Origin of the sequence: Methylobacterium sp. B4 (assembly GCF_003201865.1) — a bacterium.
In the GTDB taxonomy this organism is placed as follows: Bacteria; Pseudomonadota; Alphaproteobacteria; order Rhizobiales; family Beijerinckiaceae; genus Methylobacterium.
On record NZ_QJJJ01000013.1, the window covers coordinates 1 to 15,149 of the forward strand.

The 15,149-nt window shown below is 58.4% G+C and carries 12 protein-coding genes and 2 pseudogenes; 9 read left to right on the plus strand and 5 right to left on the minus strand.

Annotated features, from left to right (window positions below; genetic code table 11):
- Positions 1-198 precede the first annotated feature (198 nt).
- Positions 199-306: pseudogene (locus tag BY998_RS24765) on the plus strand (IS630 family transposase); the annotation flags it as partial.
- Positions 307-381: 75 nt separating this feature from the next.
- Here BY998_RS24765 and BY998_RS15885 read toward each other — a convergent pair.
- Positions 382-1,512, minus strand: a complete 1,131-nt coding sequence (locus tag BY998_RS15885) for a hypothetical protein (protein ID WP_146221786.1) — start codon at positions 1,510-1,512, stop codon at positions 382-384.
- 136 nt (positions 1,513-1,648) lie between these two features.
- On the opposite strand from BY998_RS15885, the gene BY998_RS23985 reads away from it, so the two are divergent.
- From BY998_RS23985 to BY998_RS15915, 8 genes are all read left to right on the plus strand, one after another.
- A complete protein-coding gene (locus tag BY998_RS23985; protein WP_146221787.1) occupies positions 1,649-2,233 on the plus strand; it encodes a hypothetical protein in 585 nt (194 codons plus the stop codon).
- Positions 2,234-2,247: 14 nt separating this feature from the next.
- Positions 2,248-3,399, plus strand: coding sequence for a hypothetical protein (locus BY998_RS23990; RefSeq protein ID WP_146221788.1), 1,152 nt, complete (start codon positions 2,248-2,250; stop codon positions 3,397-3,399).
- Positions 3,400-3,544: 145 nt separating this feature from the next.
- Positions 3,545-4,078 carry a recombinase family protein gene (locus BY998_RS15890; protein WP_245421613.1) on the plus strand — a complete coding sequence of 178 codons (534 nt, stop codon included), beginning with the start codon at positions 3,545-3,547 and terminating at the stop codon, positions 4,076-4,078.
- A complete protein-coding gene (locus tag BY998_RS15895; protein ID WP_146221789.1) occupies positions 4,075-4,683 on the plus strand; it encodes a hypothetical protein in 609 nt (202 codons plus the stop codon). The genes BY998_RS15890 and BY998_RS15895 overlap by 4 nt, the downstream gene beginning before the upstream one ends.
- A gap of 209 nt (positions 4,684-4,892) precedes the next feature.
- On the plus strand, positions 4,893-5,423 hold the full coding sequence (locus BY998_RS15900) for a hypothetical protein (RefSeq protein ID WP_110352594.1): 531 nt from the start codon (positions 4,893-4,895) through the stop codon (positions 5,421-5,423).
- Between the two features lie 204 nt (positions 5,424-5,627).
- Complete coding sequence (locus BY998_RS23995) at positions 5,628-7,061, plus strand: hypothetical protein (RefSeq protein ID WP_146221790.1); 1,434 nt, start codon at positions 5,628-5,630, stop codon at positions 7,059-7,061.
- A gap of 124 nt (positions 7,062-7,185) precedes the next feature.
- Positions 7,186-7,377, plus strand: coding sequence for a hypothetical protein (locus BY998_RS15910; protein WP_110352596.1), 192 nt, complete (start codon positions 7,186-7,188; stop codon positions 7,375-7,377).
- A 105-nt stretch (positions 7,378-7,482) separates the two neighbouring features.
- The gene (locus BY998_RS15915; protein WP_110352597.1) at positions 7,483-7,719 is read left to right on the plus strand and encodes a hypothetical protein; all 237 of its coding nucleotides are present in this window, start codon (positions 7,483-7,485) and stop codon (positions 7,717-7,719) included.
- A gap of 47 nt (positions 7,720-7,766) precedes the next feature.
- Here the strand turns inward: BY998_RS15915 and BY998_RS15920 are convergent.
- The 4 genes and pseudogenes from BY998_RS15920 to BY998_RS15935 all read right to left on the minus strand — a co-directional run.
- A pseudogene (locus tag BY998_RS15920) lies at positions 7,767-8,347 on the minus strand (IS5 family transposase); the annotation flags it as partial.
- 16 nt (positions 8,348-8,363) lie between these two features.
- Positions 8,364-11,612 carry a DEAD/DEAH box helicase family protein gene (locus BY998_RS15925; RefSeq protein ID WP_110352598.1) on the minus strand — a complete coding sequence of 1,083 codons (3,249 nt, stop codon included), beginning with the start codon at positions 11,610-11,612 and terminating at the stop codon, positions 8,364-8,366.
- Positions 11,609-12,877, minus strand: coding sequence for a restriction endonuclease subunit S (locus BY998_RS15930; protein ID WP_110352599.1), 1,269 nt, complete (start codon positions 12,875-12,877; stop codon positions 11,609-11,611). The genes BY998_RS15925 and BY998_RS15930 overlap by 4 nt, the downstream gene beginning before the upstream one ends.
- Entirely contained in the window at positions 12,874-14,931 is a 2,058-nt protein-coding gene (locus BY998_RS15935) for a class I SAM-dependent DNA methyltransferase (protein WP_110352600.1), read from the minus strand. Before BY998_RS15935 ends, BY998_RS15930 begins: the two co-directional genes overlap by 4 nt.
- Positions 14,932-15,149: the final 218 nt, after the last annotated feature.

Genomic DNA, 15,149 nt, shown 5'->3' on the forward strand with positions numbered 1-15,149 from the left:
CATTCGGCTCTCCTCTTCGGAAGGCCGCACATTGAATCACATCCCCGCCCGCACCAAAACCCCAGACGATTCAACCCGCTCGGATCGCGCTCTAGCTCACGAGTCGCAAGGCAGGGCGCGCTCGACTAGGGCGCGCCCTCACAGGTCAGCCTCTCGCCGAGAGGGGCGAGACAAGGTTCTTCAACCCTCGAAAATTCCAGACTGACCCACTACCCCGCGCCATTCGTGCTGGACGTCGCCACCTACCGCAACGCTTTCCAGACTTATGTCGAGCGCGTGCTCGTGCCCGAACTCACCCCCGGCGACAGTCAGGCTCTTGCGGGATGCCGGCAGGGCAATCCCTCCCGATATTTCAGGCGAGCCTCGCCACACATTTAGGTATCAGGCAGGAGGTTGCATTCGGCGTGCCTCAAACGAACGGCCGCTCACTTGGTCACTGTTCTGATGCTTGAGCCAGAATTCGAAGAGGTCGAGACCTCTATCGAGTCGTTCGAGATGGGCGACCTGAGCGGTGCCGTCTTCGCGCATCGGCGCCTCAAGCCCTGTGGTTGTCGAGGCGTTTCCCTCCACGACGTAGTCGAAACGCTTCAACGTCGTCTGGACCGGCGAGATGCTCTGATCGACGAACGGCAGGGTTGCGCCTGGGTTCATCGCCACGCGGACAATTTCGGATCCGACGACCTCGTAATAGGCCGGGTTCGGCGGCACGTAGGAATGGAACAGGAGGTGGGCAGGAGCAATGATCCCGCAGGGCACATGGAACGCCAAAGTAGCCGTGCGGTCGGCTGTGAAGCTGCGGTACACCGGCAGGTCCAGAGCCTCCTCCTGCGGCCGATCCGAGGTGGTCTGGAACGAGATGACGCCGCCCGAGCTCATCGCGATCCTGCGAAGGTCGGCTTCGTCAACGATGGTCGGCAGCGTCGTAAAATAGACGTGCGCGACGTTGTCGAGCTTGGCCGTGCCAGCAAGGTTGTACGGCCCGGACCAGAGCTCGCGGCTGGCCAGGATCTTATCCACCGTCGGTGCGACGGTGTGGTGAAATACCTCCAGGGCGAAATCGTCGTTCGGGAGACGAGCACAATTACCCGAGACCAGCGGCGCGAGACGCGTGCCAGCAGGGCCGACGTAGGTGCAGCGATACAATTGCGCCCCGTCCTCGTAGGATAGCACGTGCCCATCCGACCGGATGGTGACCTGTAACCGCGTGGCGGTCTGGCCTCGCGGCGCCGCGACGTCGAGGCTCAGCCTCGCCTCGTGGACCCCTTTCCCTGTGATGGATCGGGGCGGAATGTTGAAGGCCAACTGCGGCGGCCCGAAGAAGCTCGGGACGAAAAAACGAGTGCCTCCGAAGCCGATCAGGACATCGGGTAGGAGATAGGATCGCCCCGGTGCGTGGCAAAGCCGGAGCTTGATCCAGCCATCATGCCGCGTTCCTCGCAGGCCGTTCGCTGCCGGGGAGTGCCGTGCGGGTGGGCCCGCGAGATTTCCCCAAAGCGGACGGTTCGTGCTCATCGATGCTCACCCTTGTCGTACGTGCCCCTCTCAACAAGGCCACGCTAATTATATATTTTCGCCATGTAACATGAAAACCACTGGACTCGTGAGGCCCTAGTAATCCGTAATACGAATAGGATGACGGAGAAGCTCTATGGCACGCCGAACACGCCTGAAAGCAGCAGAAGCCACCTCTCCCGCACCACCGTCGGCTGATCCGGAAGAGGGATCGCATACCGATGCAATTTCAACTCCGAAAATTCCAGAAGAATTACTCAAATCTTTGGAGGAGAATACATCGGCCATCAAGGCTCTCACGATTGCAATTGACCAATTGACTGCTCAGAGGACTGTCGATAACCTTTTAAAGGCCCCCAGCGAGCTCAAAGTTTTGTTGAATAACGAACATGCGCGTGAAGGATCAGACAAGCCTCGGCCGCAAGATGCGTTTTTCACGGCGGCTGCTTTCGACCAGGGCTCCAGCCAGCGTTTCAACATCCTTGCTGCTCTAAAAGCTCCAAACTGCTTTAACGACTCCACAATGGATGGAAGCACGAGCTTGCTGAAGTATGCCGGAGGAAACCCTGCGGCCATTACTTCAGTAGTTATGTTGAAAGTTAATAGCAGTCAAAATTTTCAGCGCGCGGGAGTTCAAATAAGATCAAACGATTGCACTTACCTGTTTTACGTACAGAACCTTATAGACAAAATTGCGTGCATCATGGCAGGAATGTGCTGAGGGGCGCACTGACGATGATCACTCGGTATATCCTAGTCGCCCTGTTGATTTTACTGCCGGCGCAGGCGATGGCAAAAAAATCCATCGTCGAAATGACAGACGCTGAGTTAAAGTATTTAATGAAGGTCAGATCGACAGAGCTTGAGAGTCTGCGAAAAGAGCAGGCGCGCAGAGGAGGTGCAGTTCGCAGGAAAACAGCTTCAACAAGTGAAGCGCCCAACGAAAGATCTCAAGACGCTAAAATCGCCACCGACCCTTACGGAAATCCAGAGCGCGGCTTAAACTCATCTTTAGCTCAGTCCAATGCGAGCAAGATACAAGATTTATACATAAGAAGCGATCCTCTTGACGCTTTTAGATATCTTTTCCCCTTATCACCGCTAGATGGTAAAGGTGCTTCTATCTCATTTACAAGCAACGAATTAACTCGCACTCAGACGCTTGCTACAAACGCGTTCATTTCGTACGTCGTTGCGAGAGAATACATTGGAAAAGATTTCGGATATGCCCTTGCACCTTTCGCGTACTTTAATGGCACACTCACCAATCCCGAGCGGCCTTCCTCGGAGCGAAACGCCGCCCAAATTGGAGCGGACATTCAAATCAAATTTGGCGACATTCTGCCGGATTTTGTGCAGACCTTAGGCCTTCGTCCATACTATCAAACGGACTTCCGCGGACAAGCGTCAATATACGGCTTTTCTACAACCTATGAGCCTACAAAAGCTAGTATAAATCTTGGCGCGAGGGCTATAACTCCCGGGGAGGAAAATATTATAACTGGATATTTCCGGATCATTCCAGAATTTAATTACTTTACGGTTGATGACCCAGGACGGACTGCTTTCATTCCGAACCGAAATCACTCCTATTTGGGGGGAACTCTGCAGATCAGGACAATTCTGTTTGAAAATATGGGGCCATCTTGGCTGGCAAGCAGATTTTATCTCAATGGGTCCGTGACATACTTCTGGGACGCATTGAATCATTGGCGCCATTTCCACGACTCAGAAGTTGAAGGCGGCTACATCATCGCGAAAGATAAACCAATCGAAGGCCTTGGCCGCCTAACGACCTCAGTATCTTTAATATACAACAATGGTGTTAGCAGATTAACTAATGAGCGCCGCGATCAATACAAAGCGCAATTAAACATACTATACTAGCAATCCTGTTTTATATTTTTGCAAGCACACGTGGGGCACAGTCAGCATTAGGCTATCAAACGAGCAGTGCCGCCTCTTTAGATGAGGCGGCACCAGTCATAAACGGTAACCCTGTTCAGGAGGCGCGCGGCCCCTTGCTGAGACCGTGGCCGACGAAGGCATCTCGGGCATCACGACTCGCCTGGCGGATCGCCCGCAGGGCCGCCGTCTGTTCGACATGCTGCGGGAGGGCGACACGCTCATCGTTCGCTGGATCGACCGGCTTGGTCGTGATTATGGGGACGTGTGCGACACCATCCGCAAGTTCATGGAAAAGGGCGTCATCGTCCGGAGCGTCATTAACGGCCTCACCTTCGACGGCGCCACGACCGACCCGATGCAGCGGGCGGTGCGGGACGCTCTGATCGCGTTCATGGCCGCGACCGCACAGGCCCAGGCCGAAGCGACCAAGGAAGCGCAGCGCGCCGGCATCGCCCATGCAAAGGGCCGGGCTGACGCCTACAGGGGCAGGAAGCCGAGCTACACGCGCGCCCAGCTCGACGCCGTGGTGGCGATGCTGGATCAAGGCGAATCCGTCTCTGCCATTGCCCAGGTGACGAGCCTGTCCCGGCAGACGATCTACCGCATCAAGGACGACCGAGCCGAAGCCGAGGCCGCGCTCGCACGGTGGGCGGCATGACCGTGGCCGCTGCATCCCCGACCAAGCGCCCTTACGCCCGCCTCGGCCCCGCCCAGTGGGCAGAGGTGGAGGAGTTGTGGGCGAGCGGCGCAGCTACGCTCGCCGAACTCTCGAGCCGCTACAGCGTGTCGGCACGAGCGATGCAGTTGCGGTTCGCCAAGCGCGGGATCGTGAAAGGCTCCACTGCGGCAGCTCTCGGCGCCCAGATCCGCTCTCAGGTGCGGGTCTCGGTGCTCGCCGACACCGACGATCTGGCGCAGCGTGCCGTGGCAATCCGCGAGAACGCCTTTCAGGGCGCGGTGCGCATCGAGCAGCTTCTGCTCTCGGCCCTTGATGAAGCCGCTGCCGATCCCAGCAAGCTCTTTGCACTCGCCGCCACAGCAAAGGCGACGGCTCTCGCAGCCCAGACCCTTGAACGGCTACACTCCCTCAAGCGCTCGGCTCTCGGTCTCACTGACGAAAGCACGCTCGATGACGATCTTCCCGTCCTTCAAGTTGTCAACCTGACCAGCAAGGAGATCGAAGCGATGCGCGAGGACCCAGACGATGCAGAGGACTTACCCGAGGAAGAGAACAAGGTGGTGGACATCACCTTCCAGTCCTGACTTCGTACCGGCTTCATCTAGTCGAGCCATATCGCGCATTTCGAAAAGGGCGAAGTCCCAGGGAAAAGCGCCTACCTCGAAGGGGCCGCATTCTGTGCCGGCAGTGAAAAATCGAAGGCGAAATCAGCAAAGAGGCGCCTCAGCCTCTTGCATGGCGAGGCTTGGCTCCCCACACTAACTAAATTGGATTAACTCCTGCGGGGAGAGTCATGCAGTTCCATACCACCCTGACGCTGCCGGCGATCCGCGCCGCGCAGCTTCGCCAAGTAGCCTCTAAACGAGGTGCAACATCGCTCGAACTCGTTGATGCGTTCATCCGCGCATCTTGGGATGACGTCATCGGCGACAGGTCGCTCCCTGGCTTCGACCTGACGGCCGGTCTCGATGACGAGACCGGAACGCCGACCGTCTACTTCAATAACACAGGCACCCAGCCGGTGTTTCTAACCGTCGAGCAGGCCCACGCAGTCGCCGATGGTATCAACGAACTCGTTCACGGCCGAGCGACCCGTTTCGAGGTCGATGCCGCCTATGAGAGCTACCGGGCTCGCTTCGTTGGGACGAAGAAGGGCCGCGGCTTCATCCTTCAGGTCGAGGACGACGTGGCGGATGCTTCGCGTGAGCCGATCATGGTCCACGGCCTCACGACCAGCATCGCCGAAGACCTTGCCGAGAGCTTCCGGCACTATGCCACCGCCGCCGAAGCCCTCGCGGCCGAGCCGCTGACCCGCGGGCAATGATCGTGGGTGAGGATCTCCTGGCCGAGCACGGCTGCGCTCACGAGGCTGTCCTTGAGTGGATGGCGCGGACCTTCGAAGGGAGGCCCGAGGCCGTAGCCGCGTGAGGCGCCTCATTTCAATGAATGCCGCTCCGGCGACAGTTACCCCACAGAGAAAGGGCCGCACGTCCTGGCAAACGCACGGCCCAAAGATCAAGATGAACAGATGAACATTAGTGTAGCAGGGGCGCGTATTCAAGATGCGCACCCCATAAATCACAGCCTCTACAACCATAATTCCTCACTTTGCGAGTACGTCGATGAGGCCGTTGAAGCCCCTCATACCGATCCAGCCGCTTCAGCCCCGTCAGCCGAAGAAGCCGCGCATACCGCTCCGGCCGATGCCGCGGAGAGCTTGAACCCCGGGGCCATCGGCGATTCGTCGCTGGGACCGGCCTCGCTGTGCAAAAAAGGCGGCGCCGGCCGGTCGCGCCGTGACCCGCTCGCCAGCCTTGTTTTCGTAGGGGAAGCCCTGACCGAGATGGGCCTTATTCAGCCCCATCGAGACGCGCGCCGTTCAGTAAATACCTCTAAGGGCTACACCCCACCTTCTCCCTCTCCCTCCAAGAAGCTCTCCTACCTGGAGATGAGGGTCCGCACCGCACCAACCATTCCCGGCACGACCACGAAGAAGCCGCAGCCCTGGCGTGATCTCGATGACCACGCTCAGGTGATCTTTGCCTTCCTCGGTCTCCAAGCCGCCGGCCCCGTCATCGGCTTCACTGCGAATCTATCCGAGGCCGTCGCCACTCAAGCCTACGCCCAGCCGAAGCCCGGCCCGTGGTTGCACAAGCGAGTGCGCGAGCAGATCGACAGGATGTTCGGTTCGGCCATCGACTTTGTGGCGACCTACGAGGAAGCCCGCGACCCGAGGACTGGCAAGCGCCGGCTCCACGTCCACGGCATCCTCGGCTTGGATCTCACCTCGCGCCGCCGCGCCGACAAGGCGCGGGCCGCGATGAAGGCGGCGTTCGGTACCTGGGAACGCCCCGGCAAAGGCCACCAGATCGAGTTCTCCCACGAGATCGACGTGGGCTGGTCCTCCTACATCGCGAAAGACGCCCGCTTAGCCTCCGCCTCGTCGCGTCGGTTCGCCGCCAGCGTCGGGGCCGGACACCTCGCGCCGCTGTTCGAGGGTCCGGTCGTGACCATGACGCACGGCACGACCCGTCTCGCCAAAGATGCAGCCGAGAGGGCCCGTCAGATCGTCACAGAAGCCCGCAAGCGGCCGTCAGCCCCTCTGCCGCAGCCGAGCAGCCCCGAAGCACTCCCGGCTGCTGGTGAGTCTCCTAGGCGACTCGCACACCGCGTCCCTCGCTGCCGCGCCCTACGCCGCCGGCCGACCTTGACGAATCGCCGTCTCCGGCCGCTGCACTCGTCGCCGACCACCGGCCGGTGTAGGCACCGGCCGCCGCTCTCGCTGCCCGTCGCACCGCGGCGCCCGGTTCTGCACGCACTGCTAGCCGGCAACAGGACACGTGGGCCTCCGGACAAATCCGCTTATCGATCAATATTGATCGATGGCATAAAGTTAGCAGTCATTTCGCAGATTGCACTTGCCCGTCAGCGGCAAATCGGCCATCTACTCATGAGGCGGTAAAACAACCGAGTGCCACCGTGCTATGAGAATAGGGATGTTCGTGCGGACGATTACGATGGATCAGTGAGTAGAGGCCTATGAAGAACTCGAATGCCTACGCTTCAGCGCTCTAGACGATGTGACGATGGTGAAGGGCGAGCATCCGCATCTGGGCGTCGTCGTCGCCATGCAGATGATGGACGACGCCATCTTCATCACGACCACCGTGCCATTCACGGACCGAGCGAACCGGCATGCGGCCGAGCAGTACGACGCCATTAGGCTCGCGATCAATGAGCTGATGCCGCGCTGGCGCAGGTCGAAGCGAACCGCCTAATCTTTTCTCAAATCTTTTCTCGCAAATCCCGCGGCTTCTGCTCAGCCTGCTTCTCGCTCGACCACATGGCCATTTCAGCCAAGCGGCGGCATAGGGGAAACCATCATGACCAAGAAAGACGACAGCGCCGAATTGACTCTCGATGGCGTGCCTCTCGGCTTTAGCGATGCTGATCTAGCCAGGGACATAAAGAAAATTGTCGAAGACATCGAAGTAGACCACCCAATGAAGGCGGTCATCGACAGCCCGCTAGACACAATGATTTCCGTTGAGGAAAGCAGTCTTCCGGATGTCGGCATTCCCGACATTGAGCTGATGTTGGCTAAGCCGGATCACCTATAATCAAGAGGCAGAACGATCAGCCCCAGATCACGACTGACTTAGAGCGTCTAAATGAAACTTCTGCACTGGTTGAGTGTAGCGGCGGCGCAGGCGAGGGTGGTGAAGGCGAGGTGGATGTCGGCGCGGCGTTCGTAGCGGATAGCGAGCCGGCGGAAGCGGGCGAGCCACGCCAAGGTGCGTTCCACGACCCAGCGGTGCCGTCCCAGGCGCTGGCTGCTCTCGATGCCCGGGCGGACGGTGCGGGGCACGATCCCGCGTGCCCGGCATTCCCTGCGACAGCGACGGTAATCGTGAGCATTGTCGGCATGCAGCTTGTCGCGCCTGCGGCGCGTGCGTCCCCGTCGGTCCGTGTGTATCGAGGAGATCGCGTCCAGCGGTAGCGGTAAGCTTGGTGCTGTCGTTGGCGTTGGCCCTGGTCATAACGACGCTGAGCGGCGTGCCGCGGGCATCGACGACGAGGCGGCGTTTCGTGCCCCGTTTGCCGCGGTCAGTCAGGTTCGTGCCGGTGACAGTGCCCCCATTTGGCCGGGATGCTAGCGTCGTCGAACGCCGCGCGGCGCCAGTCCAGCTGCCCGGCTCCTGCCAGCCGCTCCAGCAAGGCGTGATGGAGCGCCGCCCGCAGGGACGCATCTGATCGATGCCGCTCAGGCATCCTTCAGGCCATCGAGGTCGAGCTTCTCGCCCGATTTCAGGATGTCGTAGATGATGTTGGTCAGGATGCCCATCGCCTGGTGATCGTTCTTGAGAAGGAGGGTCGCAAGTGAGCTATTCGATGTCATTGCCCGGACGACTGCCCCCTGAACCGCGCCAGGCAGATTGCCCTTCATCGCAAGCTCCTTCTCGCTTTGGTGGACCTGGGCCATGACGACCTTGTTCTCCTGGGCGATAGCGGCGATCTGGTTGACGAAGTGGGCTTGGTCCCTGAGCGGCGCGGCCTCTCCGAATAGGCTGTTGAGCCGCTGGATGATTTCCTGGAGGTAGACCGGCTTTCCTGCGGGAGCCGAGGCCCCGCCACCGGTAGCGGGCTTGAGCACGATGTCCTCAGGCTGCTCGTCGTCGACCGACCCTCGGTGCGGCATTGGCGTGCGAGCCTTGATGTCGAAGCCGGTCAGGGTGAGGCCCTTCAGGTCCACAGCCTCGGGAGCAACGCCATCGAGACGCATTGTCAGCAGCTTCGTGAAAGCTGCAAAGTTCTCGAGTTCGGGATCATTGAGCTCGATTAGCTGGGCGATGTAGCCGTAGGTTCGAGCAAAGCGGCTCAGACTGGACTTGAAGTCCGCGAGGACGCGGATTGAGCCGTCGACCCACGTACGCCGATGATCGGCTGCCTTCATACCGTCGTCGTTGCCGGCGTCTTTCGCCTTTTGATAGTCAATCTCAGCCGCTCGGACCTCAGCGCGATACCCCTTAAGCCGCTGATTGTAGTGATCGGTCGGAGCCTGCGTGGCAGCGTACAATTCTTTGTGCTGCGGCTCCTTATTGCTGACGAAGTCCTTGGCCGCCTTAAATCGCGCAGCTTTGAATGCCGCAAGATCGGCGAACTGATACACACCGGCCTCATCGAGCCGATCTTTAAGCTCGTAGACGATGTTGAGGTCCTGGACGTCTTCGATGACAGCGCCATCATCGTATCGCTGGAACGCGCGATGAACCACCTCCGGGTCGTTGACAAAATCAATGACGAAGGTTCGGTCCTTGCCGGGAAAAGTGCGATTGAGACGTGAGAACGTCTGCACTATCTCAACGTCGTTCGCAATTTTCTTGTCGACGTACATCGCGACGAGTTTCTTCTGATCAAAGCCAGTCTGGAATTTATTTGCAACCAGCATGACTCGGTACTCAGGCCGGTCGAACACAGTCCGGAGGTCTTGACCCTTGACGGCTGGGTTCATTGTGTCTTCAGAGAAGATGGCATTATCATCGACGATGAAGACGTCGCCCTTGAGCTGGTCGTCGTCGAAATGCATGACTTCCGTGCCCGTAAGTTGGCCTGAAAATGCTACTAGGGCGTGAATGTCTTTGTACTGAGGGTGCTTCTCAATAAAGGCATCGAACGCCTTCTTGTACCGGACAGCGGCGGCACGTGAACTCGTGACGACCATGGCCTTCGCCTTACCGTCGAGGAGATGCGCGACGTTCTTGGTAAAGTGCTCCATGATGAACTGGACTTTTTGAACGACGTTGGTTGGGTGCAACATCATCCATTTGGCAAGCGCGCGCTTGGCAGCCTTGCCGTCGACACGCTTAGTGTCGACCAGATCTTTCCCAAGATTGAACGCGGTCTTGTAGGGAATGTAGCCCTCGAGCACATCAAGGATGAATTTTTCCTCGATGGCTTGGCGCATCGGATAGCGGTGAAACGCCTCTGGCAGATTGTGGTCAGACGCAGGCCTGGACCGATCTTTCGGTCGACCGAAGAGCATCAGAGTGGCGTGCTTCGGCGTCGCGGTGAAGGCGAACTGCGAAATGTTTTTCGGCCGCACACGAGCGTTCTGGATCTGAGTGAGCAGCTCCTCGATCGTCATCTTGTCCATGACCTGCTTCGAGGTCAGGGCGAGGGTCGCTTGCAGCTTAGACGCCGTGGTGCCGGTCTGCGAGGCGTGCGCCTCGTCGATGATGACAGCGAAGTTGCGGTCTCGGAGCGATTGCTCGGTGAGGATGGCCTCCATCGCGTAGGGGAAGGTCTGGATTGTTACGATGATGATCGGCACACCCTTGATAAGGGCTTCCGTCAGCTGCTGGCTTTTCGATTTCGAGGACTTTTCGCGATCAATGGCTGCGATCAGGCCCGTCTGGTGGTCGATCTGCTGGACAGCATCCTGCAGCTGCCCGTCGAGAACCGTTCGATCGGTCACGACGATGACCGATTTGAAGATCGATGTTCCATCGTCTCGGCGCAGCTTGATGAGATCATGAGCCGTCCAGGCGATGGTCGATGTTTTGCCGGAGCCCGCGCTGTGCTCGCACAGATACGTCTGTCCTGGCCCATTCTGGGCAGCATCGGCGATCATGGCGTTGACGGCGGACCACTGGTGGAACCGTGGAAAGATCAGTGTTTCCTTCGTCGACCAATTGCCCTTCAGATCGACCACTGGCTTCTTCTCGACGTAGACGAAGCTATGGAAGATGCGGAGCCATGCATCGCGCTCGCAGATCCCCTCCCAGAAATACGCGACCGGATACTCACCATCGTTGCGGGGAGGATTGCCGGCGTGACCATCGCGCCCGCGATTGAACGGCAGGAAGATGGTGTTCTCGCCCGCGAGTTCGGACGCCATCCAGATTTCGCTGTCGGACATCGCGAAATGGACAACGGCTCCGCGCTTGAATGTGAGCAGTGGTTCCTTACGCTTCGTCTGCGGATCGACGGGCAGACGATCCGCTTTGTATTGGTCCTTCGCGGCCTCAGCCGACTGAGTGAAGTCGGTCTTGATCTCGACGGTGGCTAGCGGGAGCCCGTTGAGAAACAGGACGAGATCAATCTCGTAGTCCTTGGATGGGTGATACCGCAGCTGCGGCACGACGCGTAGGCGATTGGACGCGTAGCGGTGCAGGATGTCCTTGTTGCGCCTGTCCTCCGGGGCAGACTCGCTAAGATCAATGTGCCCGCAACCAGCGATGTCGAAACCGCGGCGAAGAACCTGGATTGTTCCTTGCTTATTGAGAGCTTGTTCGAGCCGGTCCTTGAGGACCTTCTCGGCCTTGTCGCCATTGAGTGCGGTCAGCTTCTCCCACTTCGCTAGCTGTGTGTCCCTGATCCACCCAACAAGGTCCTCTGGATAAAGGGCATAATCCTTGTCGTAGAACTTGGACGCGCCGACCTGCCAGCCTCGCTGAACAAGTTGTTCAACAATGTAGGCTTCCAGGTGCTTCTCGTGGTGCAGGGAACTCATGCGGCGTCTTCCATGCGTTCGCCTGCTCGGCCGCGCACGTCGATCTTGCCGGTGACGGCGGCAGTGATGAGCGCGGAGCGATGCTCCTTTAGGAGCTCGATGCTGCGCTCCGTTTTGATGACGATATCGTCGATCCGCTGCACCTGCCGGTCCACGTATTCGAGAATGATATCCTGCTCCGATAGGGGTGGATATGCGACAGCGAATCCCATGAATACTGGCATGCGCAAGGAGTCAACCGTTGACTTGGCACCACCGTCGAGAGCAACAGCCGCAAACAGAGCTGATAAGTAGTAGAAAAGGTAGCGTCCCCTAACTCCATTAAACTGCGATAGCATGTAAACACGCTGATGGAAGTCGAACTTCCCGTTGAAGTAGTGATATATCTTGCCGACGCCCGCTCCGTCACCTGCTGTCAGGATTGCCTCGCAGTCAGCGGAATAGCTATCAATCTCCTCGACAGTTTGCGATCTGACGAAAAAAGGATAACCGCCTCCAGAAACGGCATGCGCTGTATCACGATTGCCGGTCCTGACCGTGCATAGATACTTTAGCGGCGTGACCTTCCATTTGCTTGGCACCGCACCGAGCCACTTCACGCCAGAGGAAACCATCGGTGCGTTTGGATCGAGGCCCTTTGTCACCGCGCGGGCAATCAGGGCGAGACGCTTCTCTCGAAGGAGTTCGATGAACCTACCCTTCTTCACGATGAGACTATCAATGCGCCCTGCCTCGCGATCCACGAAGCGCGAGATGAGGTGTTGTTCGGCTAGCGGCGGGACAGGAAGGGGTTGCTCCGCGAACTCGCGCCAGCGGAAATCTGTCGATCGCTCCCTAATTCCTTTCGATAGGCTCTCGATGAAACCAGTGAGAGCCATCGTGCGAAGCATACGCCCATAGAATTCGGTGCAAACTGGACCGATCGGTGTACAACAGGAGTAGACCGGCGTGCACTTTCCATCCGAGTCGCTCACCCCAACAGCTCCGGCGAATGCGTCCATTGCATGGATCACCAGATCTCCAGCACGCACCCCTTGGTAGCCGACTTCCTTCTCTGAGTTCGTGAATCCGTTAGTGCGCCGCTTTGAGCGCAGAGTGACTTCACCATCACGAAAGGCTGTGACGACGTCGTCCTGAGGCCGAACCGAGCGACGCTCCAAGTTGAACAGGTACTTGGCCCGTTTTACCTCCCAGTGGCTCGGGATTAGCGGAGCCCACGTCAATTCGCTGGGACGCAGATCGGGATAGGGAGAGGGGAGGCTCATTCCGTCACCTCCGCCAGCACCGCCGCGATTTCGGCCTCAACTGCCTTCAGGTCTGCGTCGATCATCTGCAAGTCGCGTGGTGGTTGGTATTGGTAGAAATGGCGGTTGAAATTGATCTCGTAGCCGACGACACCGACCTCGCCGTCCTGCTCGTCTCGGTAACTCAGGTCGACATAGGAGTCCGGAGCATGCGGTAGCACCTCGGCGGCCATGTAGACGCTGATCGGGGTGTTAAGCGGCACGTTTTCGAAATCAGTGAGCTGGTCGTCCGCGACCGCGCTACCGTCATCGTTAGTGACGGGTCTAGCTTCGGGATCGCGAACCCCGAAGGCGGAGATAAAAGCCTTGATCAGCGGCTTCGCAGCCCTGCCAAGGTCAGCGTGCTTCTTGGTAGCAGACCTAGCGAATATCTCGAGCCACGCAACATCGTGTTCGACGCCGACATGTGGCATTAACAGCGCCGTCCATGTTTTGCGCTGCTCGTCGGTGAGCTTATTCCATGATTTGTCGCTTGAGATTTTGGCGAAGCCCTCGTCGGACACGATTGCTTTCATACGCAATGGTCGAAGCACCTTCACGCGGCGGTAGCCAAATTCCTGGTAATTGAAGATCAGGCTGGTCTTGCTCGTCTCAAAACCAGAATAGGTCTCGACGATCTGTCGCGTCTGGCTAGGGCTGATCACGCGCCGCTTGTTGCCCTCGCTCTTACGCATCGGTGTGAATAGCTCCGCGGCGTTGATGAGCTGAATTTTGCCAACACGCGCTTTCGGCTTCTTGTTAGATAGAATCCATATGTATGTCGCGATGCCAGTACGGAAGAAGATCTCGGTTGGGAGAGCAACGATCGCCTCGACGATGTCTTTCTCGAGGAGATAACGCCGGATCTCGGACTCGCCTTGTCCCGCGCTACCGTTGAAAAGTGGCGAGCCTGAGAGAACGATGGCGGCGCGACCGCCGCCCCTTTTTGGCAGTTCAAGCTTGCTGACGAGATGGAGCATGAAGAGCATCGATCCGTCGCTGACCCTAGGCAGCTTTGGACCGAAGCGACCCTCATAATTTTTGTCGCAATGCTCCCTGAAAACGGCATCCTGATCCTTTTCCCACTTCTTACCAAACGGAGGATTGGATACGCAGTAGTGGAATCGCTCTTCTGAGAGCTTGTCGTCGGAGAGTGTGCTGCCGAGTTTGATGTTTCTCGAGAGGTCGCGTCCGGGATCTGACTGGAGCGTTTTCAGGAGCATGCCTGCGAGACAGACGGCATGGGTTTCCGGTTCCAGTTCCTGACCGTAGGGCACCACGACGGGAGCGATGCTGTAGCGATCGCTCAGGTTTTGAACATGTGCCATGCCGTCCGACAGGAACCCACCGGTCCCGCAGGTGGGATCATACAGCGTACGGATCAGACCGGGGTTGTTGATGAACAGTTCGTCGTCCCGATCGAGGAGTAGCTCGATCGCCAAGTGCACGACGTCACGAGGCGTCATGAAATCTTCGGCCGCCTCGTTCACCTCCGCGCCGAAACGGCGGATGAGATGCTCGTAGACGTTGCTCATGACCCGCTCGGGAACCGTGTCCGGGTGCAGGTCGATACCAGCGAAATTTTGGCATATCTTGAAGAGTACGCCCTGCCGGTCCATGCGAGCAATCGTATTAACAAAATCGAATTGTTCGAAAATGACTCGAGCGTTGTCGCTGAAGCTTGAGATATAGGCTTCGAGATTCTGACGAGTACGGGTGCCGCCGAGGGTTGCGAGCGTAAAATTCGATGTGTTGTAGAACGGGTAGCTGGTCTGTTGGCGGAGCACCACATCGAGATCGATGCCCTGGTCAGCCATCGCCTTATGCGTGGCGAGCACGGTTTCGCGGGTTGGTTCGAGCACACACTCCAAGCGACGAAGCAGCGTCAGTGGCAGGATGATTTTGCCGAAATCGGTATGCTTGAAGTCGCCCCATAGGTCTTCGGCATTCTTCCAGATGAAATCAGCCAGGGACGTGCTGCCCTTGCTGGCCACGTCCGGCTTACCATTGCGAATCGCTGCCTCGTGAACGTTCATATGCACTCCGTGCCGACCCGCGACGGGATGGTTAGCGAGTTGGAGCTGGCTCTAGGTCCAGCAGCTCAGTGATGGTGCTTGCTTGTATTTCGGTGAGGCCTGGTTGCAGCCAGTGCCCAAACGGCATCAGCGACTTCCCCTCAGATTGCGCCCGGGCTGAGCTTGCGAGGGACCATCGTTGTACGAGACATCGAAGGCGGCCTAGCGGTAGCACGTGT